This is a genomic window from Gulbenkiania mobilis, assembly GCA_004346645.1.
Classification (GTDB): domain Bacteria; phylum Pseudomonadota; class Gammaproteobacteria; order Burkholderiales; family Chromobacteriaceae; genus Gulbenkiania; species Gulbenkiania mobilis.
This window is the reverse complement of the sequence record SMDA01000005.1, coordinates 1-25049: the sequence shown is the minus strand read 5'-3', so window position 1 is coordinate 25049 and position 25049 is coordinate 1. Positions and strand designations below refer to the sequence as shown.

The window sequence follows — 25049 nt, the reverse complement described above, 5'->3', positions numbered from 1 at the left end:
TTGACGCTTCAGGTGAAACGATCAAGAATGGAGCGGTCAATGAGGTTGATTGTATCCAGTCGACAGCATACCGGATAGGCCCCACTCCCGCCTGTCCTGACCGTCCTGCCAAAAGCAGTCATGGTGAATGACCCACGCGTTTTCCTAACTAAAAACAACGGGCATTTCCATGTTTATCTATCGCACTACTCTTATCGCTGCCGCCGTGGCCGCTCTGGCCGCCTGCTCCCAACAATCCGACAAACAGGAAGCGGCGGCTTCGGAACCCACTGCAGCGGCTGCGTCGGGCGGCGAACTTGTCGTCAAGATCGGTTCGGCCAACCCCCTGACCGGTCCGTTTGCACACTGGGGGCGTGACAGCGACAATGGCGTGAAGCTGGCGGCCGAAGAGGCCAACGCCGAGAAGATCCAGCTCGACGGCAAGACGGCGCGCTTCGAAGTCGTATCGGAAGATGACCAGGCCGATCCGAAAGTGGCCACCCAGGTGGCCCAGCGCTTCGTGGATGGCCAAGTGGCCGGTGTAATCGGTCATCTGACGTCGGGCGCATCCATTCCTGCCTCGCGCATCTACTCCGAAGCCGGCATTCCGATGGTGGCAGCCTCAGTGACCAGCCCCAAATTTACCCAGCAGGGCTATAAGAATACCTTCCGTATCATCGCCAACGACCTGCAGCAGGGGCAGGCGCTGGCGAAGTTTGCCGTAGGCAACCTCAAGGTCAAGCGGATCGCGATCATCGATGACCGCACCACCTACGGCCAAGGGCTGGCAGACGACTTTGCCAAGGCGGTGGAAACGGCGGGCGGTACCGTGGTGAAGCGCGAATACACCAGCAACAGCGCAACCGACTTCATGGCCATCCTCACCTCGATCAAGGGAGAGAAGCCGGAACTGATCTTCTACGGCGGTATGGACGCCCAGGCCGGCCCGATGGTCAAGCAGATGAAGAAAATCGGCCTGACCGTGCCTTTCATGGGGGCAGATGGTGTCAATACGGCTGAGTTCGTCAAACTGGGCGGCAAAGATGCTGAAGGTACCTATGCCTCCAGCGCAGGCGCATCCAAGGCAGCCATGCCGGGGTTTGCCTCGTTCAACGACAAATTCAAGAAAGCCTTCAACGCCGACATTCAGGCTTATGCGCCCTACACTTACGATGCGACCCGCGTGCTGATCGATGCCATGAAGCGTGCCGGCTCGGCCACGCCCGCCAAGTACTTGCCGGAGCTTGCCAAGACCCAGTTCGAAGGCGTGACGGGTCCGATTGCCTTTGACGAAAAGGGTGACATCAAAAACGGTAGCGTGACGCTGTACCAGCTGAAGAACGGCCAGTGGGCCGAGGTGGGGGCCCCGGCTCCAGCCGCCGCCAGCGCGGCCCAATAAGCGGCCACCATGCGAAACGGCACCCAAAGGGGGTGCCGTTTTTCTTTTTGCTGCGTCCAGGTTCAGTCGCGGAAGCGGGCGCTCTGGCGCGTCATGGCCGCCATCGCGGCTTGCTGGATGTCCTCGGAGATCAACATGCCAGCGTTCCAGGTTGCCACGTAGCGCAACCCATCATCCACTGAGTGGTCACGACTGTAGTTGAGCACTTCCTTGGTGCCCCGCACCGCGACGGGCGACTTGGAAGCGATCAGGCGCGCGGCTTCCAACGCGGCCTCCAGAGTAGCTTCTGCCGAAGGGAGCAGGCGGTTGACCAAGCGGACGGACAGCGCTTCCTGTGCCGTCACATCCCGTCCGGTAAGTGCCATTTCACGGGCCACGCCCTCGCCCACCACACGCGGCAGACGCTGCAGCGAACCGACGTCTGCCACCAGCGCCACGTCCACCTCGCGTACTCCGAACACGGCATCCTCGCTGGCGTAGCGGAAGTCCGCGGCCAGCACCACGTCCAGTCCGCCCCCGACACAGGCCCCCTGGATAGCCGCCACCACCGGCTTGCGACAACGCTCCAGGCTGCTGACGCTGTCCTGCAGGCCAATAATGATGCGGCGCAGCTTCTCGCGTTTACGCGCATCGCAACGCTCTTCGATCAGGGCATTCATGCCCATCAGCATCGAAAGGTCGATGCCTGCGCAGAAGTGGCGGCCGCTGCCCGAGAGCACGACGACCCGTACCGTTGGCTCCGCATCACACCAGTCGAAGGCAGCCTTGATGTCCTGCCACATGGCTTCGTTGAGTGCGTTGGATTTATCGGGGCGGTTGAGCGTAACTTGCGCAACCCCCTCCTCCACCTTGACGGTGAGCGTGGTGTAATCCATGGTCATCTCCCTCAGTTGCGCTTCTTGGGCACCCAGGCCCAGATCATTTCACACTGGATCGGCGCTTCGCCCGAGTCGTCGGTGACCACCACCGGCACGGTCACATTGCCCTTTTCGGTGGTATGCATCGCCTCGATCTGTTCCGGCAAGAGCGTGGCCACTGCCCGCATGTTGCCCTGTGCACGCTTGAGGTAATCCACCTTCATCGATTTAAGCAGCATCAACTTGTCGTCGGGCACGTTCATGCCCACGACGAAGCCAGTGGCCGTTTCGGCCAACAGGGCCATCGCTGCTGCATGCACGCCCTTGATATGGTTCTGCACCTTGCGTTGGTTACGGATGGAGACCACCAGCCGCTCGTGGCCAACCTCCTCGAAACGCAGGCCGGCGGTACCCAGAAACGGCACGATTCGGCCGAAAAGCCGCGAAAGCACAAAGCTGCGCAGCCCGGACGGCAGGTTGGCGGCCTTGTCGGCCATACGGCTCATGCTGTTTTTTTTGTAAGCCATGGATTCCCCTCGTGTTGGTGGCTAAACGTCAGTCGGCCAGGCCGAGCAGACAACGGATCTGTTGCTTGATGCTGTTGAGCCATGCAGCCTCGATACGGGCAAGCTGCAGCCCGCCCTGCAGTGTGGCCAGCATGGTCAGGCCCATAGCGGCGGGCGTGCCGGCAAAGCGCATGCTGCCTTCCACCTGCCCCAGCGTGGCGATGCGCTCGGCCCACTGGCGCATCACCTCGATGAAGCGGCGCGCCGCGACCTGCATCTCGACAGGCAAGGTATGGAGCTCAACCGTCAGGATGCCGCTCGGGCATACTTGGCGATCGTTCCGGAAATAGGCGTCTGCCAGCTCGAAGAAACGCTCCAGCTGCGCGGTGGCAGACGCCTCCCCATGCTGCTCGATGAAGCGCTCCAGTCGGCGGATGTAACGTTCAACCAGTGCCGTCCCGAGGTCGGTCTTGTGCGGGAAATGATAGTGAATGGCCGCATTGCGTACGCCCAGCTCCCGGCTGATGTGCTGGTAGCTGAAGGCATTGAACCCGCGCGTAAGGAGCAGCTCCTCCGCGATGTCGAGAATGCGCTTGCGAGTATCGGTGCGGGCTTCGGTTTCGGCTTTCATCCGCCCCACTCTACTTACCGGTCAGTAAGGTGTCAATGCGCATGCCCGGGGCATTCTCTGCGCCGCGCGCTGCACAACTTCGGGTATGATGAAGCCGTTTCGGCCAACCCGACCGGTAACCCATTTCGATGAAACTCAAATTCTGCAAGATGCACGGCCTTGGCAATGACTTCATGGTCATCGACGGCGTGCGCCAGACGGTGTCACTGACGCCGGAACGCATCCGCCAGTGGGGGGACCGCCATTTCGGCATCGGCTTTGACCAGTTACTTCTGGTCGAGGCACCGCAATCGCAGGACAACGACTTCCGCTATCGCATCTTCAACAATGACGGCCACGAAGTGGAGCAGTGCGGTAACGGCGCACGCTGCTTCGCCAAGTTCGTGTCCGACCAGCGTCTGACCAACAAGCAGGCCATCCGCGTGGAAACTGCCCGTGGGGTCATCGTGCCCGAGTTCCATGGCGGCGGCGAAGTGATCGTGGACATGGGGGTACCCCGGCTCAAGGCCGCGGACATCCCCTTCACGGCTGAGGGCGACGCGGTCGTTCACCCACTGGAATTGGACGGACGCACGCTGGAGATCACCGTGGTCTCCATGGGCAATCCGCACGCCGTGCAGGTGGTGGAGGATGCGGAAGCCGCCGAAGTGGGCCGAATCGGCGCGCTGATCGAGTCCCATCCACGCTTTCCCGCCCGTGTGAACGCCGGTTTCATGCAGATTGTGTCGCGCAGCGAGATCCGTCTGCGTGTCTTCGAGCGCGGAGCGGGCGAGACCCTGGCCTGCGGTACCGGCGCCTGTGCCGCGGTAGTGGCAGGCATCTTGCGCGGGCTGCTCGACAGCCGGGTGCGCGTTCACACCCATGGCGGCGACCTCACCATTGAATGGGCCGGCGAAGGCCAGCCAGTGAAGATGACTGGGCCGGCCGTCACCGTGTTCAACGGTGAAATCGAAGCCTGAAGCCTGGCAGACACAGGAGAGAAGCATGCAGACTGAAGACGTGATTGCCTTCTTGCGCGACAACCCTGAGTTTCTGTTGCAGCAGGCCCATGCGCTGGGACTGAAGCCGGCCCATGCGCATGAACGCGGCGTTTTTTCCCTGTCCGAGCGGCTGATGCTGGACCTGAAGGACCACAACCGCCAGCTGGAAAACCGGCTGCAGCAGCTGATCCAGCACGGCGAGACCAACGATCAGACCGTGGAACGGATGCATGCGCTAGCCCTGGCACTGCTGCGGGCACGCAGTGCGGCGGCCACTGTGGAAGCAGCCGTGCTCTGCTTTGAACAGACTTTCGGACTGACCCATGCTGCGCTGCGGCTCTGGCACCCGGCAGCTGCACTGCGTGCGCCGGCTTTCAGCACTGACAATGAGATAGTGCGCGCCCAGGCAGAGAAACTGGCACGACCGTATTGCGGCCCCTATGTCAACGACACCATCATGGGCTGGTTCCCGCCCACGCCGGTGCTGCAGTCTTTTGCTCAGGTGCCGCTGAGTGCGCCCGGCAATGCCCAGCCCTTTGGACTGTTGGTGCTGGCCAGCGACGATGCCCACCGCTTCACGCTGGACATGCAAACACACTATCTTTCGCTGATGGGCGAGCTGGTCTCTACGGCCCTGCTTGGCTGGCTGGAGACGGCATGACCGGCGTGGCCCTTCTGCTCGTGGCGTCCATCGGCCTCTACTGGCTGCATGCACTGTGGCGCCTGATCGCCAGCGGCGATGGCATTGCACAGGGTGCCTTCGTGGCAGCTTTCTTTCTGCTGGCGGTGGTGTTCAAGACCAGTCTGCCCGAACAGCCCATGGTGCCGATCTGGCTGCCCTTCATCTATCCCTACAGCTGGGCCGGTGCCACCGCCCTGCTGTGGGTGCTGGCACGAGTACGGGTGGACCGCCGCGGACTAAGCTTTCCCGGCGCCTCCCCACTGCTGTCGGCCTACCTTCTGAGCCAGCTGGCCATGCATGTGGGGTTTGCTGCTCTCGGTCAGTGGCTGGCATGGCGCCCCCTAGCAGCCTATGCCCTATTGCCGCCGCTGATGGCACTGGTCGGCTATGCCAGTTATCGCCTGATGTTGACCCTGCGCGCACGGGAAGACACCGCGCGCTTCGGCTGGTGGCTGTTTGCGGCCGTAGCGATCGCCAGCCCGCTGATCGCCGGGGGTTTGGGACAATGGCTGGTGCCAGTGGCGCTACGCTACGGCTGAGCTACGGCCCAGTGCGAACAACGGCCCGAACGGGCCGTTTTTATTTGCAGCGCACCCCGTGGACATCCACGACGCTGGTCAGCACGGGCAGCCCTTGCGCCACACTCTGCGAGACGGTGCAGTAGTCCTCGAAGGAAGCAAGGATGCGGTCCAGGTGGGCAATCTCTGAGGCCGGTCTGCCCAGCTGCAACACGACCTCAATCCGGCCCACGCGCAAGCGCTGGTGCGCGTTGCGTTCGATGGTGGCGGTCGCCTCGGCCGTGAGCGGCGACGCATCCTGATGGAACTTTTGCAGCGCAAACCGCAGGCTGGCGCACAGGCAGTTGGCCACGGCAGCGGTGAGCAGCTGGGACGGCGAGGGTCCAGCCCCCTCCCCGAGCGGTGGCGGCTCGTCGGTAACGAGCGGCGCCCCACCGCCGGCAAACATATTCTCGAACCGATAGCCTTCGACTTCTTTCAGACTGACCCGTACCTGATCGCTCATGCGTGCTCCTTTACAGGGTTCAGAGCGTGCGGCCCAAGGCTTCGGCCAAGATACGCAGCTCAGCGGTGAGAGTAGTGAGCTCTTCGGGGGTGAGTGCCTGGTCGGCGTCACACCAAGCCTCGCAAGGATGGGGGTGCATCTCGATCATCAGTCCGTCGGCTCCGGCGGCAATGGCAGCCCGCGCAAGCGCCGGTACCAGCCAGGCCTTGCCGCCCGCATGACTCGGGTCCACGATCACGGGCAGGTGGGTTTCCTTTTTCAGGACGGGGATGGCGGTCACGTCCAGCATGTTGCGGTAGGCCGGCTCAAAGCCCCGCACACCGCGTTCGCAGAAGATGATGTTGTGGTTGCCACCCGCTGCGATGTATTCCGCAGCCATCAGCCATTCGTTAACGGTGGCAGAAAGCCCGCGCTTGAGAACCACCGGTTTATTGACCCGACCCACTTCTTTGAGCAGGTCGAAGTTCTGCATGTTACGCGCGCCAATCTGGATCACGTCGACGTCGTATTCCAGGAAGGTATCCAGCATGCGCACGTCCATCAGTTCGGTGACCACAGGCAACCCATGCTCGCGTGCGGCGGACTGAAGATATTCCAGCCCTTCCACGCCCAGTCCCTGGAAGCTGTAGGGGCTGCTGCGCGGCTTGAAGGCTCCCCCGCGCATCAGGCGACAGCCGGCCGCCGCAACCGCTGCCGCGGCTTCTGCCATCTGCTGCGGTGTTTCCACCGAGCACGGCCCGGCAATCAGCTGCAGCGCCCGCCCCCCGAAGGGCACGCCACGTACCGATACCACACTGTTCTGTGGATGGCTCTCGCGCGACACGATGCGGTATTCCTTCACTACCCGCATGGCGCGCTCCACACCAGGCATCAGCTCGAACATATCGGAAGTCAGGGCCCGCTCGTCGCCTACGGCCCCGACGATGGTGCGCTCGGTGCCGCGGGAAACGTGTTCAGTAAGGCCGGCCGTGCGGATCTTGTCCACCACACCAGCTAGCTGCTGCTCGGAAGCCCCGGGGGCCATGACAATAATCATGCTGCGATGACTTTCAGATGGATACGGACTATGCCGCCCTCAGGCAGCGGTGGCGGTGTGGCCCAGCATCGTGCCCAGTGCACGGATGGCCGCCTGGCAGGAGGCGAACACCTCTGCAGGCGTGGCCTGGCCATACATATAGGCGGGCGCAGTGATGAAGCGGTGGTGCTCGTCCACGCAGGCAGCATCCACTGCCGTCTCTACATGCTGCTGCCCCCACGAGACGAGGGCCTCGGCCATGGCTTTGCCTTCGGAGGGATTGCCAAAGGTGATGCGTGCGCCGGTGATGCCGGCCTCACGGGCGGCCAGTCCCAGCACCAGGGGGGCCGCGCACAGCGCCACCACCGGCTTGTGCGCCTGGATGAATGGCAAGACGGCTGCGCGCACGTCATCAGCAAGCTCGGCCTGGCTGCCGGCCCGGGCAAAGTTGGTCAGATTCTTGGCTGCGCCGAACCCGCCCGGGAAGACGATAGCGCTGTGGCGGGAGACATCCAGTTCGGCCAACGGCAGGATGTTGCCGCGTGCGATGCGCGCCGCCTCGTCGAGGATATTGCGGGTTTCGTCGGTCTCACTGGCCTTGGCATGATTGATTACATGCAGCTGCGGCCGATCGGGCGCATAACAGGTGTATGGAATACCGGCCTGCGACAAAGCCACGATCACGCCTACTGCCTCGGAAACTTCGCTGCCGTCGTATACGCCACAGCCGGACAGGACCAGTGCGACGGGCAAGGTGTTCTCCATGCTTTTCTCCTCGATCTTGCAAGATCAGGGTTGGCCGAAGGCTTCGGCCAACCCTTCAGCGCCTGCGGGAAGCCATGCTGCGCTGGCGCTGGCGCGCTGTAAAGCCGCCGTGGCTCAACCGAGCGCGGCTTCCAGTACCTCGATGAAACGGGCGTTCTCTTCCGGCAGGCCGATGCTCACCCGCAGACTGTTGGGCATGTTGTACGGGGCCAGCGGCCGCACGATCACGCCGTTGCGCAGCAGGTGGGCATTGAGTGCCTTCGCATCGGCCACGTGGAAGGTGACGAAGTTGCCCCACGAAGGGATGTAGGGCAGCCCCAGGCGCTGGAAGGCTCCGGTCAGCTGCGCCATGCCCTGCCGGTTGAGCGCTACCGAGCGGGCCAGGAAGTCCGTATCGTCCAGTGCGGCGGCCGCTGCAGCCTGAGCAAGGCTGTTGACGTTGAATGGCTGGCGCAGACGGTTAACCAGCCCGGCCACCTCGCGATGTGCCAAGGCAAAGCCCACACGCAGGCCTGCCAGCCCGTAGGCCTTGGAGAAGGTGCGCGAGACGATCAGATTGGGGAAGCGGGTGAGCCAGCCGATGCTGTCGGAAGCCACTTCGGACGGCAGGTATTCGGTGTAGGCCTCGTCCAGCACTACCAGCACCCGCTCAGGCACCTGCTCGAGGAACTCCAAAAGTGCGCCAGGCTTGAGCAGCGTGCCGGTGGGGTTGTTGGGGTTGGCGACGAACACCAGCTTGGTGTCGGGACGGATGGCTGCCAGCATGGCATCGAGATCGTGGCCGTACTCACGCGCCTTCACCTCGATGCGCTCGGCCCCCACAGACTGGATGGCCAGCGGGTACACCGCAAATGCATATTCAGAATATACCGCCGAATCACCGGCCTGGAGGAAGGTGCGCGCCACCAACTCCAGGATGTCATTGGAGCCGTTGCCCAGCACGATGGTGTCGTGCCCCACGGCAAAGCGTTCCGCGATGCGATCCTTGAGGGCAAAGCCGTTGCCGTCGGGATAGCGGGCCAGATCAGCTACGGCCGCCTCCAGCGCAGCGCGCGCTTTAGGCGGCAGGCCGAGCGGGTTTTCGTTGGAAGCCAGCTTGACGATGGAGGCTTCGGCCAGCCCCATCTCACGGGCCAGTTCGCCGATCGGCTTGCCAGGCTGGTAAGGGGCGATGGCACGAACGTAGTCGGGCGCAAGGGCGGTCAGATCCATGGTGCCTCTGTAAGAAGTGAACAGGTCAGGTTTTTGACAGGTCGAGCCACTTGTCGACCTGCAGGGGACGATAGCGTTGCAGTGCGTCCAGAAGCGCGGGGGTTTCAGCCGCCAGCGTGAACAGGGTGCGGTTCTCCTCCCGGGCAAAGCCTTCAGCGATGGCGTGGTCCACCAGCGCGCTCAGGGGGTCGAAGAAACCGTTGACGTTGAGCAGCCCCACCGGCTTGCGGTGTACCGACAGCTGGGCCCAGGTCAGGATCTCGAACAGCTCGTCGAAAGTGCCCAGACCGCCTGGCAGCGCCACGAAGCCGTCCGATAGTTCGGCCATCAGCGCCTTGCGCTCGTGCATGGTCCGGGTGACGTGGATCTCGCTCAGGCCGGTGTGCGCCACCTCCTTGGCCTTGAGGAACTCCGGAATGACCCCCACCACACGGCCTCCAGCGGCCAGAGCAGCATCGGCTGCCACGCCCATCAGGCCCACATTGCCAGCGCCGTAAACCAGTGTGATGCCGGCTTCGGCCAAGGTACGCCCAAAGTCACGGGCCGCTGCTTCATAAAGAGGGGAAACGCCGCGGTTGGAACCGCAGAAAAGACAGATGGATTTCAGCATGGTCTCGGTCGTGGGTCCGGCGGCAGGGCCGGACCGAACAGGAAAACATAAGAATCAGAGCACAGCCTGGGGATACGAGCCGAGCACCTTCACAAAGGAAGTGCGCTCTGCCAGCCCTGCCAGCGCCTGTTCGATGTTGGGGTCGTTGCGATGGCCTTCCATGTCGATGAAGAACACGTAGTCCCAGAGCCCCGCCCGCGAGGGGCGGGACTCGAACTTGGTCATCGAGACACCATTGTCCGCCACGGGCGCAAGGAGCGAATGTACCGCGCCCGGCCGGTTGGGTGCGGAGACGATGATCGAGGTCTTGTCCTGCCCGGTGGGCCCGACGTCCTGATGGCCCAACACCAGAAAGCGGGTAGTGTTGTTGGGTTCGTCCTCAATGTTTTCGGCCACTTTGTGCAGGCTGTAGCGCTCGGCGGCTGCCTGACCGGCAATGGCAGCGGCAGAGGCATCCTCACTGGCCAGACGGGCCGCCTCGGCATTGCTGGCCACCGAAACCCGCTCCACGGTATCCGGCAGGTTCTTGTTCAGCCATTCGTGACACTGGGCCAGCGCCTGGGCGTGGGCATAGACCCGCCGGACGCCGTCCGCATCGGGTCGGGCGCGCAAGAGGTGGTGATGGACGCGCAGCACTACCTCGCCACAGATCTTCAGCGGCGAGCTGACCATCAGGTCGAGGGTGCGGCCTACCGCACCCTCAGTGGAGTTCTCCACCGGCGCCACCAGATAGTCGAGCGCTCGCGACTCCACCAGCCGGAAGGCTTCGTCGATCGAGGCACAGGCCACCGTCCGGGCCGCATGCCCGAAGTGCTTGGTAGCCGCAAGCTGGGTGAAGGTGCCCTCCGGTCCCAGGTAGGCGATCGACAGCGGCTTTTCCAGTGCCAGGCATTCGGACATGATCTCGCGGAACAGCCGGGCCACGGATTCATCGGGCAAGGGGCCCGGATTCAATGCCTCAATGCGGCGCAGGACCTGTGCTTCACGTTCGGGACGGTAGATGATGCCGCCCCCCTTGATCTCGCCGATCTCGCGCGCGTGGCTGGCACGCTCGTTGAGCAGTTTGAGAACTTGCACATCGATAGCGTCGATGGCGTCGCGGTGTTGCTTGAGCAGTTCTTCCGACACGAATCAGTCTTTCACAATGACAAACTGGCCTTTCCCAATGGGATAAGTTTCCGCGAGATAGCCTTTTGTCGCAATCACCGCGTCGACAAATTCCGCACATTCGGTCGCATGCGACAGGGCATTATCCATTACCAGGAGCCCGCCGGGTACGAGCAGGCGCTGCAGGTGCGGCCAGTAGCCGGCATACCGGCGGCGGTCGGCATCAAGAAAGATGAAGTCGAGGCTGTTCGTCTGCGCGGCGGCCAGCCAGGGGCCAGCGTCCGTCCCCAGCAGGGAGACCCGTCCGGCCAGACCGAAGCGCACAAGGTTGGCCGAAGCCTGCGCCTGCCTGGCCGGATCGATATCCAGGCTCTTGAGGTGGCTAGCGGACCGATCCCGCAATGCCAGCGCCAGCCAGAGGGTGGAGTAACCGACGCTCGTGCCCACTTCCAGCACCCGTGCCGGACGCAGGCTACGCACCAGCTGATACAGGAAGCGCCCGGTGTCGGGGGTAATGAATAGGTTCTTGTGGGCCCGCTCCAAGGCCACGGCATCGTGGCGTTCGCCCTCTTCCCACAGCCTCTGCAGTGCCTCCAGCCATTGTGGTTCCTGCATGGCGCCTCCTAGAAGCACTGCGTGATCAGGTCGGCAAACGACACCACGAAACCAGGCCGCAGATACTGCAGCAGCAGAAAGCCCAACAGGGCTGTCACCGCCACCCCCAGCACGAGGCGTTTCATCAGGCCGGCTCGCTGGCAAAGGCACGTGACGGCACTTCGCGCACCGGCAGGTTGGCCACGAACGCCATCAGGCCCAGAGCGATGACGAGCCCCCACACGATGTCATACTTGCCGGTCAGGTCATACAGTAGTCCGCCAAGCCACACCCCCAGAAAGCTGCCAACCTGGTGCGAAAAAAACACCGCTCCCGAGAGCAGCCCCAGATGCTGCACGCCGAACTGGGTGGCGATGATGCCGTTGGTGAGGGGCACGGTGGACAGCCACAGAAAGCCGATGGCTGCGGCAAACAGGGCCACGCTCAGGGGCGTGAGCGGTGCTAGCAGGAACAGGACGATCACGATACTGCGCGCAAGATAGATCCCCGAGAGCAGGTAGTTTTTGGGCAGACGGGCGCCCAGTTCGCCAGCCAAAAAGGTGCCGGCGATGTTGAACAGGCCGATCAGGGCCAGTGCCAAACTGGCGGTCTCCCCGCCCAGGCCGTGATCGCGCAGGTAGGCCGGCAGGTGCACGCCGATGAAGACCACCTGAAAACCACAGACGAAATAGCCGGCCATCAGCAGCCGAAAGCCCTTTTCCTGCCAGGCCGCCGCGAAGGTATGAGTCATCGCACCCAGCAGGCTGCGCTCCGTAGCGGGACGTGCAGGCCGGACATCCACCCGAGCCGGCTCGCGCGCCAGCGGCAGCATGGCCAGTGCACAGGCTGCCAGAATCAGAAGTGCAGGCAGCCAGCCCAGCCCGTCGATCAGGCTCCGTTCCAAGGGCACCATGGCGAACTGCCCGAAGGAGCCGGCCGCCGCCGTCAGCCCCATCGCACGGGAACGGTACGCCGTCGGAACTGCCCGGCCGATCACACCGAAGACCACGCTGTAGGTGGTGCCGGACAGCGCCAGCCCCAGCAGTACGCCGGCTGATAGGGTGAAGGCAGCCGGGTTGGCCGAAACCGTCATCAATGCCAGCCCTAGGGCGTACAGTCCTGCACCGGCAGCCAGCACCCTGCCCGGCCCGTACCGGTCGGCCAGGGCCCCGGCAAAGGGCTGGGAAGCCCCCCAGACCAGATTCTGCATGCCCAGAGCAAAGGCAAAGGCCTCCCGGCTCCAGCCAAAGGCCTGCGTCAGCGGTGGCAGGAAGAAGCCGAAGCCGTGGCGGATACCCATGCTCAGCGAAACAATCAGGCCGCACGCGAGCAGCAGCCGGCGCAGAGAAATGTCCATGTCGTGGAGGTCCGAGGGGGTGGGGCCCTCCATCATAAGGGAAAGCGGCCATGAAAAAACCCGCGCGAAGGCACGGGTTGGTGGACAGAGTGTACGCTAGACAGAACAATCGCGCGGCATCAACCGTGCTGGCGGGCAAACTCCAGCATGTAGGACACCAGCGCCTTTACCCCTTCCAGCGGCATCGCATTGTAGATCGACGCCCGCATGCCTCCGACCGCACGATGTCCCTTGAGCTGCACGAGGCCCGCAGCGCGCGCGCCGGCCACGAAGGCTTCCTCCAGCGACTCGTCGCGCAGACGGAAGACCACGTTCATCCGCGAACGGAAGGCGACCTCCACCGGACAGTGGTAGAACCCGCCGCTCTGCTCGATGGCGTGATACAGCAGGCCTGCCTTTTCCTCGTTACGCGCCTCCATCGCCCGCACGCCACCCTGCGCCTTCAGCCACTTGAATACCAGCCCGGCGATATAGATCGGATAGGTGGCCGGCGTGTTGTACATCGAGTCGGCATCCGCATGCACGCGGTAACTCATCATTGTGGGGATTTGCGGCTGCGCGCGATCCAAGAGGTCCTCGCGCACGATGACCAACGTCAGGCCGGACGGTCCGATGTTCTTCTGCGCGCCGGCATAGATCAGCCCGAAGCGCGAAACGTCGATCTCTCGAGAAAGAAAGTCAGACGACATGTCGCACACCAGCGGGATCTCGCCTTCCGGCTCTGGGAAGGTGGAGAACTGCACCCCGCCGATGGTCTCGTTGGAGGTGAAATGCAGGTAGGCCGCCTGTGGGTCACGCTGCCAGGTTTCGGAGGCCGGCACATAGGTAAAGTTGCGGTCCTCGCTGGAGGCCACCACATTCACGCCGGCATAGCGGCGAGCTTCCTTGATAGCCAGCTTGGACCAGTGACCAGTGTTAACCACGTCGACCGAAGCGCGGTCGCCCAGCAGGTTGAGCGGCACCATCGAGAACTGCATCGAGGCACCGCCCTGCAGGAAGAGCACGCGGTAGTTGGACGGAATGTTCATCAGGCTGCGCAGATCCTGCTCAGCCTGATGGATGATTTCCATGAACTCCTTGCCGCGGTGGCTCATTTCCATCACAGACATACCGGAGCCATGCCAGTCGAGCATCTCGCCCTGGGCTTCCAGCAGCACTTCGTGAGGGAGAACGGCGGGACCTGCGGAAAAGTTGTACACCTTGCTCATGGATCGTCCTTCGCGTTTCAGTCGGTGGAGAGCAGGAAATGCGCACGGGCCACGGCCACCGGTCGGGCGGGGTCGTCCTGCCAGGCTTCGATCAGCACATGGGCCACGCGCTTGCCCTGCTTGGTGATTTCGCAACGGGCAAACAGGGTCTGCGGCTTGCCGGGGCGCAGGTAGTCGAGTGAAAAGTCCACGATCTTGGGCGCTTCCTGCGACTCGCGGTTCCACATTAGATGGATCAGTGCGGCATTTTCCAGAAAGCCACCGATCAGTCCGCCATGCAGGGCGGGCAGACGGGTGTTACCCACATTGCGCGGGTTGAAGGGCAGGCGAAACAGGAGATGACCGTCCTCGTCCTCGCAGAACTCCACACCCATCAGCCGCGCATAGGGAATCGCCTCGATGATGGCCGCACAGTCGCCCGCCTCGCGCAGGCGGGCAAAGCGTCCGATGAAGTCGCTCATGCCGCACCCCCTTCCAGCATCGGGATCGGGCTGGACTCGCGCATAAAGGTGGCCACCCCATGGGCGATCGGCTCTTCCGGCCGGTCGTGATAGCAGACGGCGCGGGTGAAAGCGATCTGGGTGGCCAGGCGGTAGCATTCGGCACGGCAGAAGATGGCTCGCCCTGGCGTGGCGGCCTTGAGATAGTCGATGCGCAGGTCGAGCGTGGCGATCGTCTCGAAATCGGGCAACTGGGCGGTGACGGCGATTGCACTGGTAGTGTCCACCAGCGAGGTGATGATGCCTCCGTGCACCACACCATTTCCGGGATTGCCCACCAGGGCCTCGCGCCACTCCACCTTCAGCACGGGCTTGCGCCCGTCGGTGCCCAGATACTGGAAACCGAGTGTCTCGCAGTGCGGCAGTGAGACAAACAGCGCGCTCATCGCCTCCAGCACCGCCGGATTGACCGGGGCCGGCGTCATGCGCCCTCCCCATCCTCTGGCTGCCCGCCCTCGATCTCCTCGCCATCCAGCTCGGCATCCTCCTCGGTCTCGGCCACCTTCTCCAGGCCGATCAATTTCTCACCTTCGTCGAGATTGATCAGGCGCACGCCCTGTGCGGCCCGTCCGGTTTCGCGTACTTCGGCCACCTTGGTGCGGATCAGCACACCCCCCGTGGTAATCAGCATTACGTCGTCGGTTTCCTCCACCAGACTGGCGGCCACCAGCTTCAGGCCGGTGCGTTCGGTCAGGTCCATCGCGATCACACCCTGCGTGCCGCGGCTGGTGTGGCGGAACTCGCCGATGCGGGTGCGCTTGCCGTAGCCGCCATCACTGGCGGTCAGCACCATCTGCTCTTCGGAATTGGTGACGAGCAGCGAGATCACTTTCTGCCCTTCGGCCAATGCCATGCCGCGCACGCCAGTGGCATTGCGCCCCATGGCACGTACGTCGGTCTCGTTGAAACGCACCGCCTTGCCGGTATCGGAGAAGAGCATGATCTGGTCGTTGCCGTGCGTCAGGGCTACGCCGATCAGGTTATCGCCTTCATCCAGGTTGACGGCGATGATGCCGGCAGTACGCGGGCGCGAGAAATCCACCAGCGGGGTCTTCTTCACGGTGCCGTTTGCGGTGGCCATGAAGATGTACTGATCTTCTCTGAACTCCTTCACCGGCAGGAGGGCATTGATTCGCTCGCCCTCGGCCAGCGCCAGCACGTTGACCATCGGCTTGCCACGGCTGGCACGCCCGCCCTGCGGCAGGTCGTACACCTTGATCCAGTAGCAGCGGCCGAACGAGGAGAAGCACAGCACGTAGTCGTGGGTGTTCGCCACGAACAGCGTGTCGATGAAATCATCGTCCTTGGTGGCGGTGGCCTGCTTGCCGCGGCCGCCACGGCGCTGCGCGCGGTAGTCGTCCATCGGTTGGGCCTTGATGTAGCCGGTGTGGGAAATCGTGACCACCATGTCCTGCGGAGTGATCAGATCCTCGATGTTGATGTCGCCGCCGAAGGGTTCGATTTCGGAGCGGCGCTTGTCGCCGAACTGGTCTCGTACGGCGACGAGTTCGTCACGGATGATCTGGTTGATGCGCTCCGGCCGTGCCAGGATGTCCAGCAGATCGATGATGAGGTCCATGATCTCGCGGTATTCAGCCACGATCTTGTCCTGCTCCAGGCCGGTGAGGCGCTGCAGGCGCAGGTCCAGGATGGCCTGGGCTTGGGCTTCGGACAGGTGATAACCATCGGGCTGCCGGCCATAGCCTTCGGCCAACCCTTCCGGGCGTGCCTGGCTGGCATCCACACGCTCGAGCATGCCCTCAACCAGCTCCGACCGCCAAGGGCGCGCCAACAAGGCTGCCTTGGCCACGGCCGGGGTTTCGGAGGCCTTGATGAGGGCAATGATCTCGTCCACGTTGGACAGGGCTACGGCCAGGCCTTCGAGGATGTGCCCGCGCTCGCGAGCTTTGCGCAGCTCGAAGATGGTGCGGCGGGTGATCACCTCGCGCCGGTGGCGCAGGAATTCGTCCAGCACCTGCTTGAGGTTCAGAAGGCGCGGCTGTCCGTCTACCAGGGCCACCATGTTGATGCCGAAGCTGTCCTGAAGCTGGGTCAGCTTGTAGAGATGGTTGAGCACTACCTCAGGCATCTCGCCCCGCTTGAGCTCGATCACCACCCGCATGCCGGACTTGTCCGACTCGTCGCGCAGGTCGGAAATACCCTCGATCTGCTTGTCGCGCACCAACTCGCCGATGCGCTCCAGAAGACGGGCCTTGTTCACCTGATAGGGCAGCTCGTCCACAATGATCGCCTGGCGATCACCCTTGCCGATATCTTCGAAATGAGTACGCGCCCGAATGATCACGCGGCCGCGTCCGGTACGGTAGCCTTCCTTGACGCCCGCCGTGCCGTAGATAATGCCTGCAGTCGGGAAGTCCGGCGCCGGGATCAAGTCGATCAGCTCGTCAATGGTGATCTCGCTGTTCTCCAGCAGCGCCAGGCAGCCTTCCACCACTTCATTGAGGTTATGCGGAGGGATGTTGGTGGCCATGCCCACGGCAATGCCCGAGCTGCCATTGATCAGCAGATTGGGAATCTTGGCCGGCATGATCAGCGGTTCCTGCTCGGAACCGTCGTAGTTGGGGCCGAAATCGACAGTTTCCTTCTCGATGTCCGCCAGCAGCTCGTGCGCAATGCGCGACATGCGGATTTCGGTGTAACGCATCGCGGCAGCGTTGTCGCCGTCCACCGAGCCGAAGTTGCCCTGCCCATCCACCAACGGATAGCGCAGCGAGAAATCCTGTGCCAGTCGCACGATGGTGTCGTAGACCGCTGTGTCGCCGTGGGGATGGTATTTACCGATCACGTCACCCACGATACGCGCCGACTTCTTGTACGGACGGTTCCAGTCGTTCGACAATTCGTGCATCGCATACAGCACGCGCCGGTGCACCGGTTTCAGACCGTCGCGCACGTCGGGCAGCGCACGCCCGACGATCACGCTCATGGCATAGTCAAGGTAGGAACGGCGCATTTCCTCTTCGAGGCTGACCGGGATCGTTTCCTTGGCAAAAAGCTGATCAGTCATGGGTAACGTATTTTTCTCCGGATGAATCGCGAGATTTTATCATATTTCACCCCTTGGCACCCCTTCCCGGCGGGCAGCTGGCATGAAAAAAGCCGGCCCCGAAGGACCGGCTTCTGCGTGTTGAACCCGCTTCAGCGCGTGGCAATCTGGTAGCGCTTTTCCAGCCACGCCACCCCCCAGGCCATCAGCATGGTCAAGGCCAGGTACAGGAAGGAAATGGTGAGATACGGCTCCCAGTAACGCGAGTACACCCCCGCTACCGTCCGTGCGGCAAAGGCCAGTTCGGCCAAGCCGATGGCCGACACCAGCGAACTGTCCTTCAGGAGCATGATGGCCTCGTTGCCCAGAGGGGGCAACATGCGCCGAAAGGCCTGCGGCACCACTACATGCTTCATGGCTTGGCCATAAGTCAGACCCAGCGAGCGAGCGGCCTCCATCTGCCCTTTGTCGATGGACTGGATACCAGCGCGGAAAATCTCGGTAATGTAAGCCCCGGCGTTGAGTGTCAGGGCCAGCAGACCCGAAATGAAGGCACCATAGTTCTGCCGGATTTCGCGCGCCATGTCCCCGCTGATGACCAGCCCGTCCGTCGGATGGATCAGTGTGGGCATCAGCGCGAAATGCACCAGAAGTATCTGCACGAATAGCGGCGTACCGCGAAAGAAGGTGACATAGGCCGTCGCCGGCAGGCGTACGAAGTACCTCAGGAAGAAGCGCGACAGGCCGTACCGCCCCTGCGCCAGACGGGCCATGCCCATGAACAGGCCGATCAGCGTCCCCATCACCACCGCGAACACGGTGATGAGCAGGGTCATCTGCACGCCGTCGATGAACAGCGGCGCATACTCGGCAATCATTCCCCAGCGAAAATCCATGAACCAGCTCCCCGGTCTCCCACCCGGCCGCCAAGCGGCCGGGTACGGGCTATGTTATTGTTTTTTCGGTGTTACTTGGCGCCGAAGTACTTGCCGTAGATGGCGTCGTACGTGCCGTCTTCCTTGATAGCTTTCAGCCCAGCGTTGATCTTGTCCAGCATCTCCTTGTTGCCCTTTTTCACCGCGAAACCGTAGTACTCGGGCGCAAAGCTCTGGGTGTCCTCCACCGTGGCAATGCCGTTCTGCGGGTTGTTGCGGACATAGTTGCTCACCACGCCGTTATCACCCACGGCCGCTTCCACGCCGCCGCTCTCCAGTTCCTTGAGCGCCAGCGGCATGCTCTCGAAGCGCTTGATGTTGGGGTTGGTCTTGCCCAGCAGCTTCTGCACCACCTCGTCACCAGTGGTACCGGTCTGAACGGCTACCTTCTTGTTCTTGAGGTCCTGGAAAGTCTTCACATCGGTGACGCCTTTGCCCACGGCGATCAGCTGACGGGCTTCAAAGTAGGGCTCGGAGAAGTCCATGCTCTGCTTGCGCTCGTCGGTGATCGTGATCGCGGACGCCAGCAGGTCGCGGTCGCCTTGGGCCAGGGTGGCAAAAATCCCTTCCCAAGGGGTGTTCTCAAAGCGGACCTTGAAGCCTCCCTTGGCCGCGGCAGCGGTCAGCACCTCCACGTCGAAGCCGACGATTTCCTGCTTATCGTTCTGGAACTCGAACGGGGCGTAGCTTGCATCGGTCCCCACCACATAGGTGCGGGCTTCTGCCGCGGCCGGTGCGGCACCGCTGGCTTCAGCCGAAGCGGCCGGGGTTTCGGACTGCTGCTTGCCGCAGCCGTACAGGGCAAATACCGAGACCAGCATGCCGGCCAGCAGCGTTCTTCTGGAAGCTTTCATCCCCTACTCCTTGAGCAATTGTTAGATGTAAGGTGGCAGGACCACCTGCGTGCTAATATACCAACCCCTTTATCAAGCAACAATTCAGCGTTCCCCCATGCTGAATTCACTCACGATGATGCCGAAATACTTCACTGCCATGCTTGTTTCCCTCAGCATGGCCTTCACCGCCCTGCCCAGCCGTGCCGAAACCGAAGATGCCCCCCTACCGGGCGATTTCCAGGCTGCCCCGGCGCCCAAGGCGCGGCCTTCTGCCCGACCTGCCGCACGGCCTGCCATGGTGACCCCTGCTACTGCCGCACCGCGCCACGCCCGGGTGCACAAGTCTTCACGCAAGAGCACGGCCAGTCGCCACCAGAAGCGGCGCACCCTAGTCAAACAGCGCAGCAGCAAGCGCAGCGTGGTAGCGCAGTCGGTCAACAAACGTCAGCAGGGCTCGCTCAAGTCGCGCAAAGCGCTCTCCCGCAAGCCTTCGGCCAAGCAGAGAGCACGCCTCGTGGCCACCCGTGCAAAGGCCCGCACCCCGCTGGCTCGCAAGAAGCCTGCCAGCGTGCACAGCAAGGCGCGTACCGCTACCGCCCGCAAGACTGCCGTAGCGCCCAGAATGTCGAAGAAATCCCGTCCGACCGGGAAAGGCACCACGCCCCGCAAACTTGCACGGCCCGCCAAGTGAGGGCATAATCGCCTTCTCTTCGCCGGCGTAGCTCAGTTGGTAGAGCAGCTGACTTGTAATCAGAAGGTCGAGGGTTCAACTCCTTTCGCCGGCACCAATATCCACGGGCCTTGCAGTGATGCAAGGCCCGTTTTGTTATCCCACCCTCCGCCGCTTTACGCGGAAAAGCGGAAAAAAAGCATGCCATCCACGTCAGCGTGCATCACGACTCTTTTCCTCTTCACCTCAAGCCGGGTGGTATACAGGGCCAAACATTTGGCGGATTGCTGATCCCGATTGTGGAGCGCTTCTTCTAAGATTGGCGTTTTCGGCCGCTTACCGCTTGAAGGGAACACGGGCAATTGCCACACGCTGACGCTGCCCATCTGAAAGCTCCGCGCCTTACTTACCCATCCAGCTTCTCCAACCCGGCGTGAAGCTGCAGTCGCTTCATGAAACCAAGCAGCGATCGAATCCGGGAAGCTCGCAGACGCATGGGCCCTGACCTGCTTTTCGGACAGCACGTTGGACAATAACCGTGTTTCCAAGAGCATCACGGCAAGATGGGGACGCAGTTCGTTGACGGCTAATTGCCAATAGACCAACCGTGTTCGACGGAAACGCTCTTTCGGCTAGGTACACAAGACTGTATCGGCCTCCCAGCGGGCTCTTGCAGAAACTGCTGAAGGCCATCAACACCGTAGCTCGCTGATGAGCGCTGTCGACTCAAGGGGGGGGCCGCACCAATGATGCTACCGGAACACGGAAAGGGCTCGTGGTGGATGCACATCCGACTCTCGCCGCCCAAGGCCCATGCGCTGTGGCGATAAAAGGCGCCCCTGCCTACCTGAGCCGTCGCTTAAACACTTAAAGAAGATGAAAATCTGCTGGAACAACTCCCACAGGCCCACCTGAGGCAAGAGTGACGGGTAACGCTCCGAAAGCTGATTTGCTTGAGGGCGGGGCTTTACCATGCGGCGTCTGCAACGCCCATTGCCCCCTGCTTACTGCGCCTGTAAAGCACGAACAATGAACTGACGTGCCACCCGTGGTTTGGGGACGCGTACGTCGAACCACTGTCGCACATCCAGATCCAGACCGATGCCATGCATGTAGTTGTAGAGCGCTTTGTTGAGGGCTCGGCCCATGGCTTCGTGGTCGGTGCCAGTGGGGTCGATGAAGCCCACGTCATTCTTGGCAAAAGTAATGTCCGGCAGGGGGCGAAGCTGCACGCCGTAAGCGGCCGGGTCCTGTCCTACGGGCGAGTGTACGGTGCAGACGAAACGGTGAAAGAAACCGCTTTGGATACAGCCGTTTTCGAACAACTGTCGCACATACTCCAAGGCATCGACCGTGTCCTGCACCGTCTGTGTCGGAAAACCGTACATGAGGTAGGCATGCACCAGGATGCCGGCCTCGGTGAAGGCGTGTGTGACGCGGGCCACCTGATCGACGGAGACCCCTTTTTTCATCAGCTTGAGCAGCCGGTCTGAAGCCACCTCCAGCCCGCCGGAGATGGCAATGCAACCGGATTCAGCCAGCAATCGGCACAGCTCGGGGGTAAAGGATTTCTCGAAACGTACGTTACCCCACCAAGAAATGGTGACACGGCGGCGCAGCAGTTCTTCGGCCAACGCCTTCAGCATCTTGGGCGGCGCGGCCTCGTCCACGAAATGGAACCCTGTCTGGCCAGTCTCAGCGATGACCGCCTCGATACGGTCGACCAAGAGTTCGGCAGATGCCGTTTCGTAACGCGAGATGTAATCAAGCGAAACATCACAGAAGCTGCACTTCTTCCAGTAACAGCCGTGGGCCACCGTAAGCTTGTTCCAGCGGCCATCGCTCCATAGCCGGTGCATTGGGTTGAGCATGTCCAGTAATGACAAGTAACGGTCAATCGGCAGACCGTCCCAAGTGGGAGTACCCACCTCGGCAAACGGCACATCCGGTTCGGGCCAGTTGTAATAGCGTACCTGCCCTTCCTCGCGCACATAAGTACGGACCAGGCAGCCGGCGGCTCGCCGGCCGTCCAGATGATCCAGCAGGGCGAGCAGCGGCCGCTCGCCGTCGTCCAGGGTGATGAAGTCGAAATAGTCGAATACCCTGGGTTCCCTGAGTTCGCGCAGCTCTGTGTTGACGAAACCGCCTCCGAGCACGATGCGTATCTTCGGCCAACGCTGGCGTACGGTCTGAGCGATCCGGAAGGCGGCATAGACCGAACCCGGAAACGGCACCGAGAGCAGCAACACGTCCGGCCGATGGCGAGTCACACTGGCCTCCACCAACCGGGCCAGCGTTTCGTCAACCAGGCTGGGCACGGCAGTCAAGGCCTGTGCCAAGGGCTCGAATGTGGGTTGGGCCATGGCCAGCGACTCGGCATAGCGCACAAATTCGAAGCGAGGGTCCACAGCCTCGCGCAGCACATCAGCCAGATCATTGAGATACAGCGTGGCCAGATGGCGGGCCCGGTCGTAGGTTCCCAGCGCGCCGAAGGCCCACGCTAGAGGGTCGCCGCCATAGGGATCGTCCGGATCGACATAATTGTCCAGCGCGGCAAACCGCGCTCCCTCTGGCAGAAAGCCGCGGCTGGCGATGCGATGTGCCAAGGTGGTGTCCCTTCCCTGCAAGAAGGCGATCACCCGGTCCACCGTGGCCAGATATTGGGGATAGCATGCGAGGAAATGCTGCAGCTGTGGACTGCGCATGGGGGCCGGCATCGCCTCGGCCCGCACATGGATGGCAGGCAGGCCCTGGGTGGAGAAGAGTTCCAGCACCAGAGCGAGCGCCAGGTCTTCCTGCATGGCTGCCACGCCCTGCGCACGCAGGAAGCCGGTAAGGTAAGCGGTGGAAGGATAAGGTGTGTTCAACTGCGTCATCGGAGGGATGATCGACAGCACACGCAGTGCGGTAAGAGCGGACATGGCGTCTTGGTCAGGCAGGGCCGGGGCAAAGGCGGGCATTGTCCCACGCCGGCGCCGAAGTACCAAGCCGCTCAAGAAAGCCATGACTGCGCTTTTTCTCACGCCTATCGCTCATGCAGGCACGCCGGTTGCTCTAATTACTGCAAACGGTTGGTTAAAACAGCCCCAACCCTTTACCAACACGCAGTCATCCCAAAAGGATAAAGCCATGCAACTCCAGTCTACACTCCGTACCGCTTCCGCCGCCCGCTACATTGCTCAGATCGAGGTGTTCTCGGAAAAGGATGGCACCCCCGGCTTTCTCTCGCTCAGCTTCGATCACATGCCGGCTCTGGATGAGCTTTCCGAAAAGGTGATGCGTCACCTAAAACAGGCAGGCCTGGCTGCGCTGTCCTTTACCAAGGTACGCATCAGCCGCCATTGAGCCGGTGACTGCTCCTCATGCAGGAAACGCCCGTCTGACGGGCGTTTCTCTTTTTGCAGGGTTGGCCGAAGCCCCTGCATCTACTTACCGCGCAGTCGGTTGAAAAGCGTTACCACCCCCAGCACCAAGGCCCCTGCCACGATACCTGTCACCCCATTGAGCACTGCATCGAGCAGCCCCTCAGCCACCCCCTGCAGGCCGCTTGCTACACTAATATGATGCAAGGTCTCAGCCAAAGGATGCAGCCCATGCACGAGGATGCCGCCCCCCACCAAGAACATGGCAGCCGTACCCGCCACCGATAGCGTCTTCATCAGCCACGGAGCGGCCCGGAGGATGGCGCGACCCATCTTCTGGGCCAAAGGGCTCGGCTGGCGGCTCAGCAGCAGACCGCCATCGTCCAGCTTGACGATCCCTGCCACCAGACCATACACCCCGATGGTCATCACCAGTGCAATCACCGCCAACACAGTCAGCTGCTGCAGGAAAGGCTGATCGCTCACCGTCCCCAGCGTAATAACGATGATTTCTGCCGAGAGGATGAAGTCCGTCCGGATCGCCCCTTCGATCTTTTCTTTTTCCAGCGCGACAACATCAATAGCGGGGTTCGCCAAAGCCTCCCGCTCTACAGCATGTCGCGCCGCGTCCTCAGCGGGGGAATGCAGGTACTTGTGCGCCAGCTTTTCGAAGCCTTCGAAACAGAGAAAGACGCCCCCCACCATCAGCAGCGGCGTCACCGCCTGCGGCAGTAGCGCACTGATCGCCAGCGCCGCCGGCACCAGAATCAGCTTGTTGCGCAATGAACCCTTCGCTACCGCCCACACTACCGGAAGCTCGCGGTCCGCGTTGACCCCGGACACCTGTTGCGCATTGAGCGCCAAGTCATCGCCGAGCACCCCTGCAGTTTTCTTGGCGGCTACCTTGCTCATAGCGGCTATGTCGTCAAGAAGCGTGGCGATGTCGTCGATTAGCGCCAACAGACTGCTACCTGCCATAGAAAACCTTCCTTATCAATGGAATGAGCCGTCAACAGCCACCGAAGTGGGCTCAGCCAATCATATCGGGACAGACGCGCGGAGGCGTCATGCTATGCGAAATGGCAGGGTAGGCCAAGCAGGCAAGGAAAGACACTACCTCAAGGGCAAGCAAAGCTGTCTTAAGGCGGCTGCACACGGAAAGCCCAGGTTCTGCGCTGCGCAGAAAATACTTTTCATGAGCTTACCTGGCAGGCCCTCTAGCCAAGCACGAGTGTCCCTCCTGTGACCTGCTCGTCGCCGCTACCCCTCCCCCTCCACCGACGGTTCCAGCGCCCCCAGCAGTTCTTGGCGGGGTACCGGTGTGGCCTTGGCGCCTTGCAGACCTTCTGTCATCGCTTCCTTCTCCAGGCCCAGCAGTAGGATCGGATACAGCAGTTCCTGCCCCACCTCCGCCCCGAACAGCAATGCCCAGTCCTCATTCAGCAGCGTCATGCCCTACACGAACCCCTCCGCCCACGCAACACCACTCATCTCTCCACTTCCGTCACCATCCAGCCACTCTGACATCCCACTAAAAATAAAAGAAAACAATTAGATGGGAGGGTTGGCTAAAGGAGATAGGCCAAGACACTAAAATGCCCGTGCAGAATGGGGGGTGCGGGTTCCAGCGCTTTTTCAGTGCTGAACGCCGCCGCCTGGAAGCAGAGGCTGGCGAGGATCCGATCTGATTGGATGAGGTTGTCCGAAGGGGGTGGGGGGTTGGATTTTGTGTGAACAAAGCAAAGCGCCCTGACGGAAGTCAGGGCGCTGTAATGGGGGTCTGGCGGTGTCCTACTTTCACACTCCCAAGGGAG

26 protein-coding genes and 1 tRNA gene are annotated in these 25049 nt (G+C 62.2%); 7 read left to right on the top strand and 20 right to left on the bottom strand.

The annotated features are described in order from the left end of the window. Positions 1-169: 169 nt before the first annotated feature. Complete coding sequence (locus EV669_RS08650) at positions 170-1378, top strand: branched-chain amino acid ABC transporter substrate-binding protein (protein WP_054285827.1); 1209 nt, start codon at positions 170-172, stop codon at positions 1376-1378. A 62-nt stretch (positions 1379-1440) separates the two neighbouring features. Here EV669_RS08650 and EV669_RS08645 read toward each other — a convergent pair whose 3' ends face one another. The 3 genes from EV669_RS08645 to EV669_RS08635 are packed head-to-tail and all read right to left on the bottom strand — an operon-like array spanning position 1441 to position 3372. Beyond that, positions 1441-2253 carry a crotonase/enoyl-CoA hydratase family protein gene (locus EV669_RS08645; RefSeq protein WP_132098426.1) on the bottom strand — a complete coding sequence of 271 codons (813 nt, stop codon included), beginning with the start codon at positions 2251-2253 and terminating at the stop codon, positions 1441-1443. Between the two features lie 11 nt (positions 2254-2264). Continuing rightward, positions 2265-2762 carry a DUF4442 domain-containing protein gene (locus tag EV669_RS08640; RefSeq protein WP_054285829.1) on the bottom strand — a complete coding sequence of 166 codons (498 nt, stop codon included), beginning with the start codon at positions 2760-2762 and terminating at the stop codon, positions 2265-2267. A 28-nt stretch (positions 2763-2790) separates the two neighbouring features. Next, positions 2791-3372, bottom strand: coding sequence for a TetR/AcrR family transcriptional regulator (locus EV669_RS08635; protein ID WP_132098425.1), 582 nt, complete (start codon positions 3370-3372; stop codon positions 2791-2793). 128 nt (positions 3373-3500) lie between these two features. On the opposite strand from EV669_RS08635, the gene dapF reads away from it, so the two are divergent. From dapF to EV669_RS08620, 3 genes are read left to right on the top strand one after another with little or no spacing between them, the layout of a single operon-like run. Further along, positions 3501-4331: a diaminopimelate epimerase gene (dapF, locus tag EV669_RS08630; protein ID WP_054285831.1), complete on the top strand. Its 831-nt coding sequence runs from the start codon at positions 3501-3503 to the stop codon at positions 4329-4331. Between the two features lie 25 nt (positions 4332-4356). Continuing rightward, positions 4357-5013: a DUF484 family protein gene (locus tag EV669_RS08625; protein ID WP_132098424.1), complete on the top strand. Its 657-nt coding sequence runs from the start codon at positions 4357-4359 to the stop codon at positions 5011-5013. Further along, positions 5010-5573: a hypothetical protein gene (locus EV669_RS08620; protein WP_054285833.1), complete on the top strand. Its 564-nt coding sequence runs from the start codon at positions 5010-5012 to the stop codon at positions 5571-5573. The genes EV669_RS08625 and EV669_RS08620 overlap by 4 nt, the downstream gene beginning before the upstream one ends. A gap of 40 nt (positions 5574-5613) precedes the next feature. Here EV669_RS08620 and EV669_RS08615 read toward each other — a convergent pair whose 3' ends face one another. The 14 genes from EV669_RS08615 to EV669_RS08550 form a co-directional block, all read right to left on the bottom strand. Next, complete coding sequence (locus EV669_RS08615; RefSeq protein ID WP_055434149.1) at positions 5614-6057, bottom strand: OsmC family protein; 444 nt, start codon at positions 6055-6057, stop codon at positions 5614-5616. A gap of 19 nt (positions 6058-6076) precedes the next feature. After that, positions 6077-7093: a 3-deoxy-7-phosphoheptulonate synthase gene (aroF, locus tag EV669_RS08610; RefSeq protein ID WP_054285835.1), complete on the bottom strand. Its 1017-nt coding sequence runs from the start codon at positions 7091-7093 to the stop codon at positions 6077-6079. Between the two features lie 39 nt (positions 7094-7132). Beyond that, positions 7133-7837: an isoprenoid biosynthesis glyoxalase ElbB gene (gene elbB, locus EV669_RS08605; RefSeq protein ID WP_132098423.1), complete on the bottom strand. Its 705-nt coding sequence runs from the start codon at positions 7835-7837 to the stop codon at positions 7133-7135. A 114-nt stretch (positions 7838-7951) separates the two neighbouring features. Next, positions 7952-9049, bottom strand: coding sequence for a histidinol-phosphate transaminase (hisC, locus tag EV669_RS08600; protein ID WP_054285837.1), 1098 nt, complete (start codon positions 9047-9049; stop codon positions 7952-7954). A 25-nt stretch (positions 9050-9074) separates the two neighbouring features. After that, positions 9075-9659, bottom strand: a complete 585-nt coding sequence (locus tag EV669_RS08595; protein WP_083460539.1) for an LOG family protein — start codon at positions 9657-9659, stop codon at positions 9075-9077. Positions 9660-9713: 54 nt separating this feature from the next. Then, on the bottom strand, positions 9714-10787 hold the full coding sequence (pheA, locus tag EV669_RS08590; protein ID WP_132098422.1) for a prephenate dehydratase: 1074 nt from the start codon (positions 10785-10787) through the stop codon (positions 9714-9716). A gap of 3 nt (positions 10788-10790) precedes the next feature. Then, positions 10791-11381 carry an O-methyltransferase gene (locus EV669_RS08585; protein ID WP_132098421.1) on the bottom strand — a complete coding sequence of 197 codons (591 nt, stop codon included), beginning with the start codon at positions 11379-11381 and terminating at the stop codon, positions 10791-10793. Positions 11382-11505: 124 nt separating this feature from the next. Then, complete coding sequence (locus tag EV669_RS08580; protein ID WP_132098420.1) at positions 11506-12717, bottom strand: MFS transporter; 1212 nt, start codon at positions 12715-12717, stop codon at positions 11506-11508. A 119-nt stretch (positions 12718-12836) separates the two neighbouring features. Continuing rightward, positions 12837-13925, bottom strand: coding sequence for a 3-phosphoserine/phosphohydroxythreonine transaminase (gene serC / locus EV669_RS08575; RefSeq protein WP_055434155.1), 1089 nt, complete (start codon positions 13923-13925; stop codon positions 12837-12839). 17 nt (positions 13926-13942) lie between these two features. Beyond that, positions 13943-14386 carry a PaaI family thioesterase gene (locus EV669_RS08570; RefSeq protein ID WP_055434156.1) on the bottom strand — a complete coding sequence of 148 codons (444 nt, stop codon included), beginning with the start codon at positions 14384-14386 and terminating at the stop codon, positions 13943-13945. Then, positions 14383-14850: a PaaI family thioesterase gene (locus EV669_RS08565; protein WP_055434157.1), complete on the bottom strand. Its 468-nt coding sequence runs from the start codon at positions 14848-14850 to the stop codon at positions 14383-14385. Before EV669_RS08565 ends, EV669_RS08570 begins: the two co-directional genes overlap by 4 nt. Next, positions 14847-17453 (bottom strand): DNA gyrase subunit A, encoded by a 2607-nt coding sequence (gene gyrA, locus EV669_RS08560; protein WP_132098419.1) that lies wholly within the window; start codon positions 17451-17453, stop codon positions 14847-14849. Before gyrA ends, EV669_RS08565 begins: the two co-directional genes overlap by 4 nt. A gap of 131 nt (positions 17454-17584) precedes the next feature. Then, entirely contained in the window at positions 17585-18328 is a 744-nt protein-coding gene (locus tag EV669_RS08555; RefSeq protein ID WP_054285844.1) for an amino acid ABC transporter permease, read from the bottom strand. Positions 18329-18399: 71 nt separating this feature from the next. Then, a complete protein-coding gene (locus EV669_RS08550) occupies positions 18400-19221 on the bottom strand; it encodes a basic amino acid ABC transporter substrate-binding protein (protein ID WP_054285845.1) in 822 nt (273 codons plus the stop codon). 97 nt (positions 19222-19318) lie between these two features. On the opposite strand from EV669_RS08550, the gene EV669_RS08545 reads away from it, so the two are divergent. Then, the gene (locus tag EV669_RS08545) at positions 19319-19894 is read left to right on the top strand and encodes a hypothetical protein (protein ID WP_054285846.1); all 576 of its coding nucleotides are present in this window, start codon (positions 19319-19321) and stop codon (positions 19892-19894) included. A 21-nt stretch (positions 19895-19915) separates the two neighbouring features. Beyond that, positions 19916-19991 (top strand) — tRNA-Thr (locus tag EV669_RS08540). Positions 19992-20877: 886 nt separating this feature from the next. Here the strand turns inward: EV669_RS08540 and EV669_RS08530 are convergent. Further along, positions 20878-22794 (bottom strand): B12-binding domain-containing radical SAM protein, encoded by a 1917-nt coding sequence (locus EV669_RS08530; protein ID WP_132098417.1) that lies wholly within the window; start codon positions 22792-22794, stop codon positions 20878-20880. 208 nt (positions 22795-23002) lie between these two features. Between EV669_RS08530 and EV669_RS08525 the strand changes: the two genes are divergently transcribed. Continuing rightward, complete coding sequence (locus EV669_RS08525; protein ID WP_054285847.1) at positions 23003-23218, top strand: hypothetical protein; 216 nt, start codon at positions 23003-23005, stop codon at positions 23216-23218. An 80-nt stretch (positions 23219-23298) separates the two neighbouring features. Here the strand turns inward: EV669_RS08525 and EV669_RS08520 are convergent, their stop codons facing one another. Continuing rightward, positions 23299-24213 carry a DUF808 domain-containing protein gene (locus EV669_RS08520; protein WP_132098416.1) on the bottom strand — a complete coding sequence of 305 codons (915 nt, stop codon included), beginning with the start codon at positions 24211-24213 and terminating at the stop codon, positions 23299-23301. 282 nt (positions 24214-24495) lie between these two features. Continuing rightward, entirely contained in the window at positions 24496-24687 is a 192-nt protein-coding gene (locus EV669_RS08515; RefSeq protein ID WP_055434161.1) for a hypothetical protein, read from the bottom strand. Positions 24688-25049 lie beyond the last annotated feature (362 nt).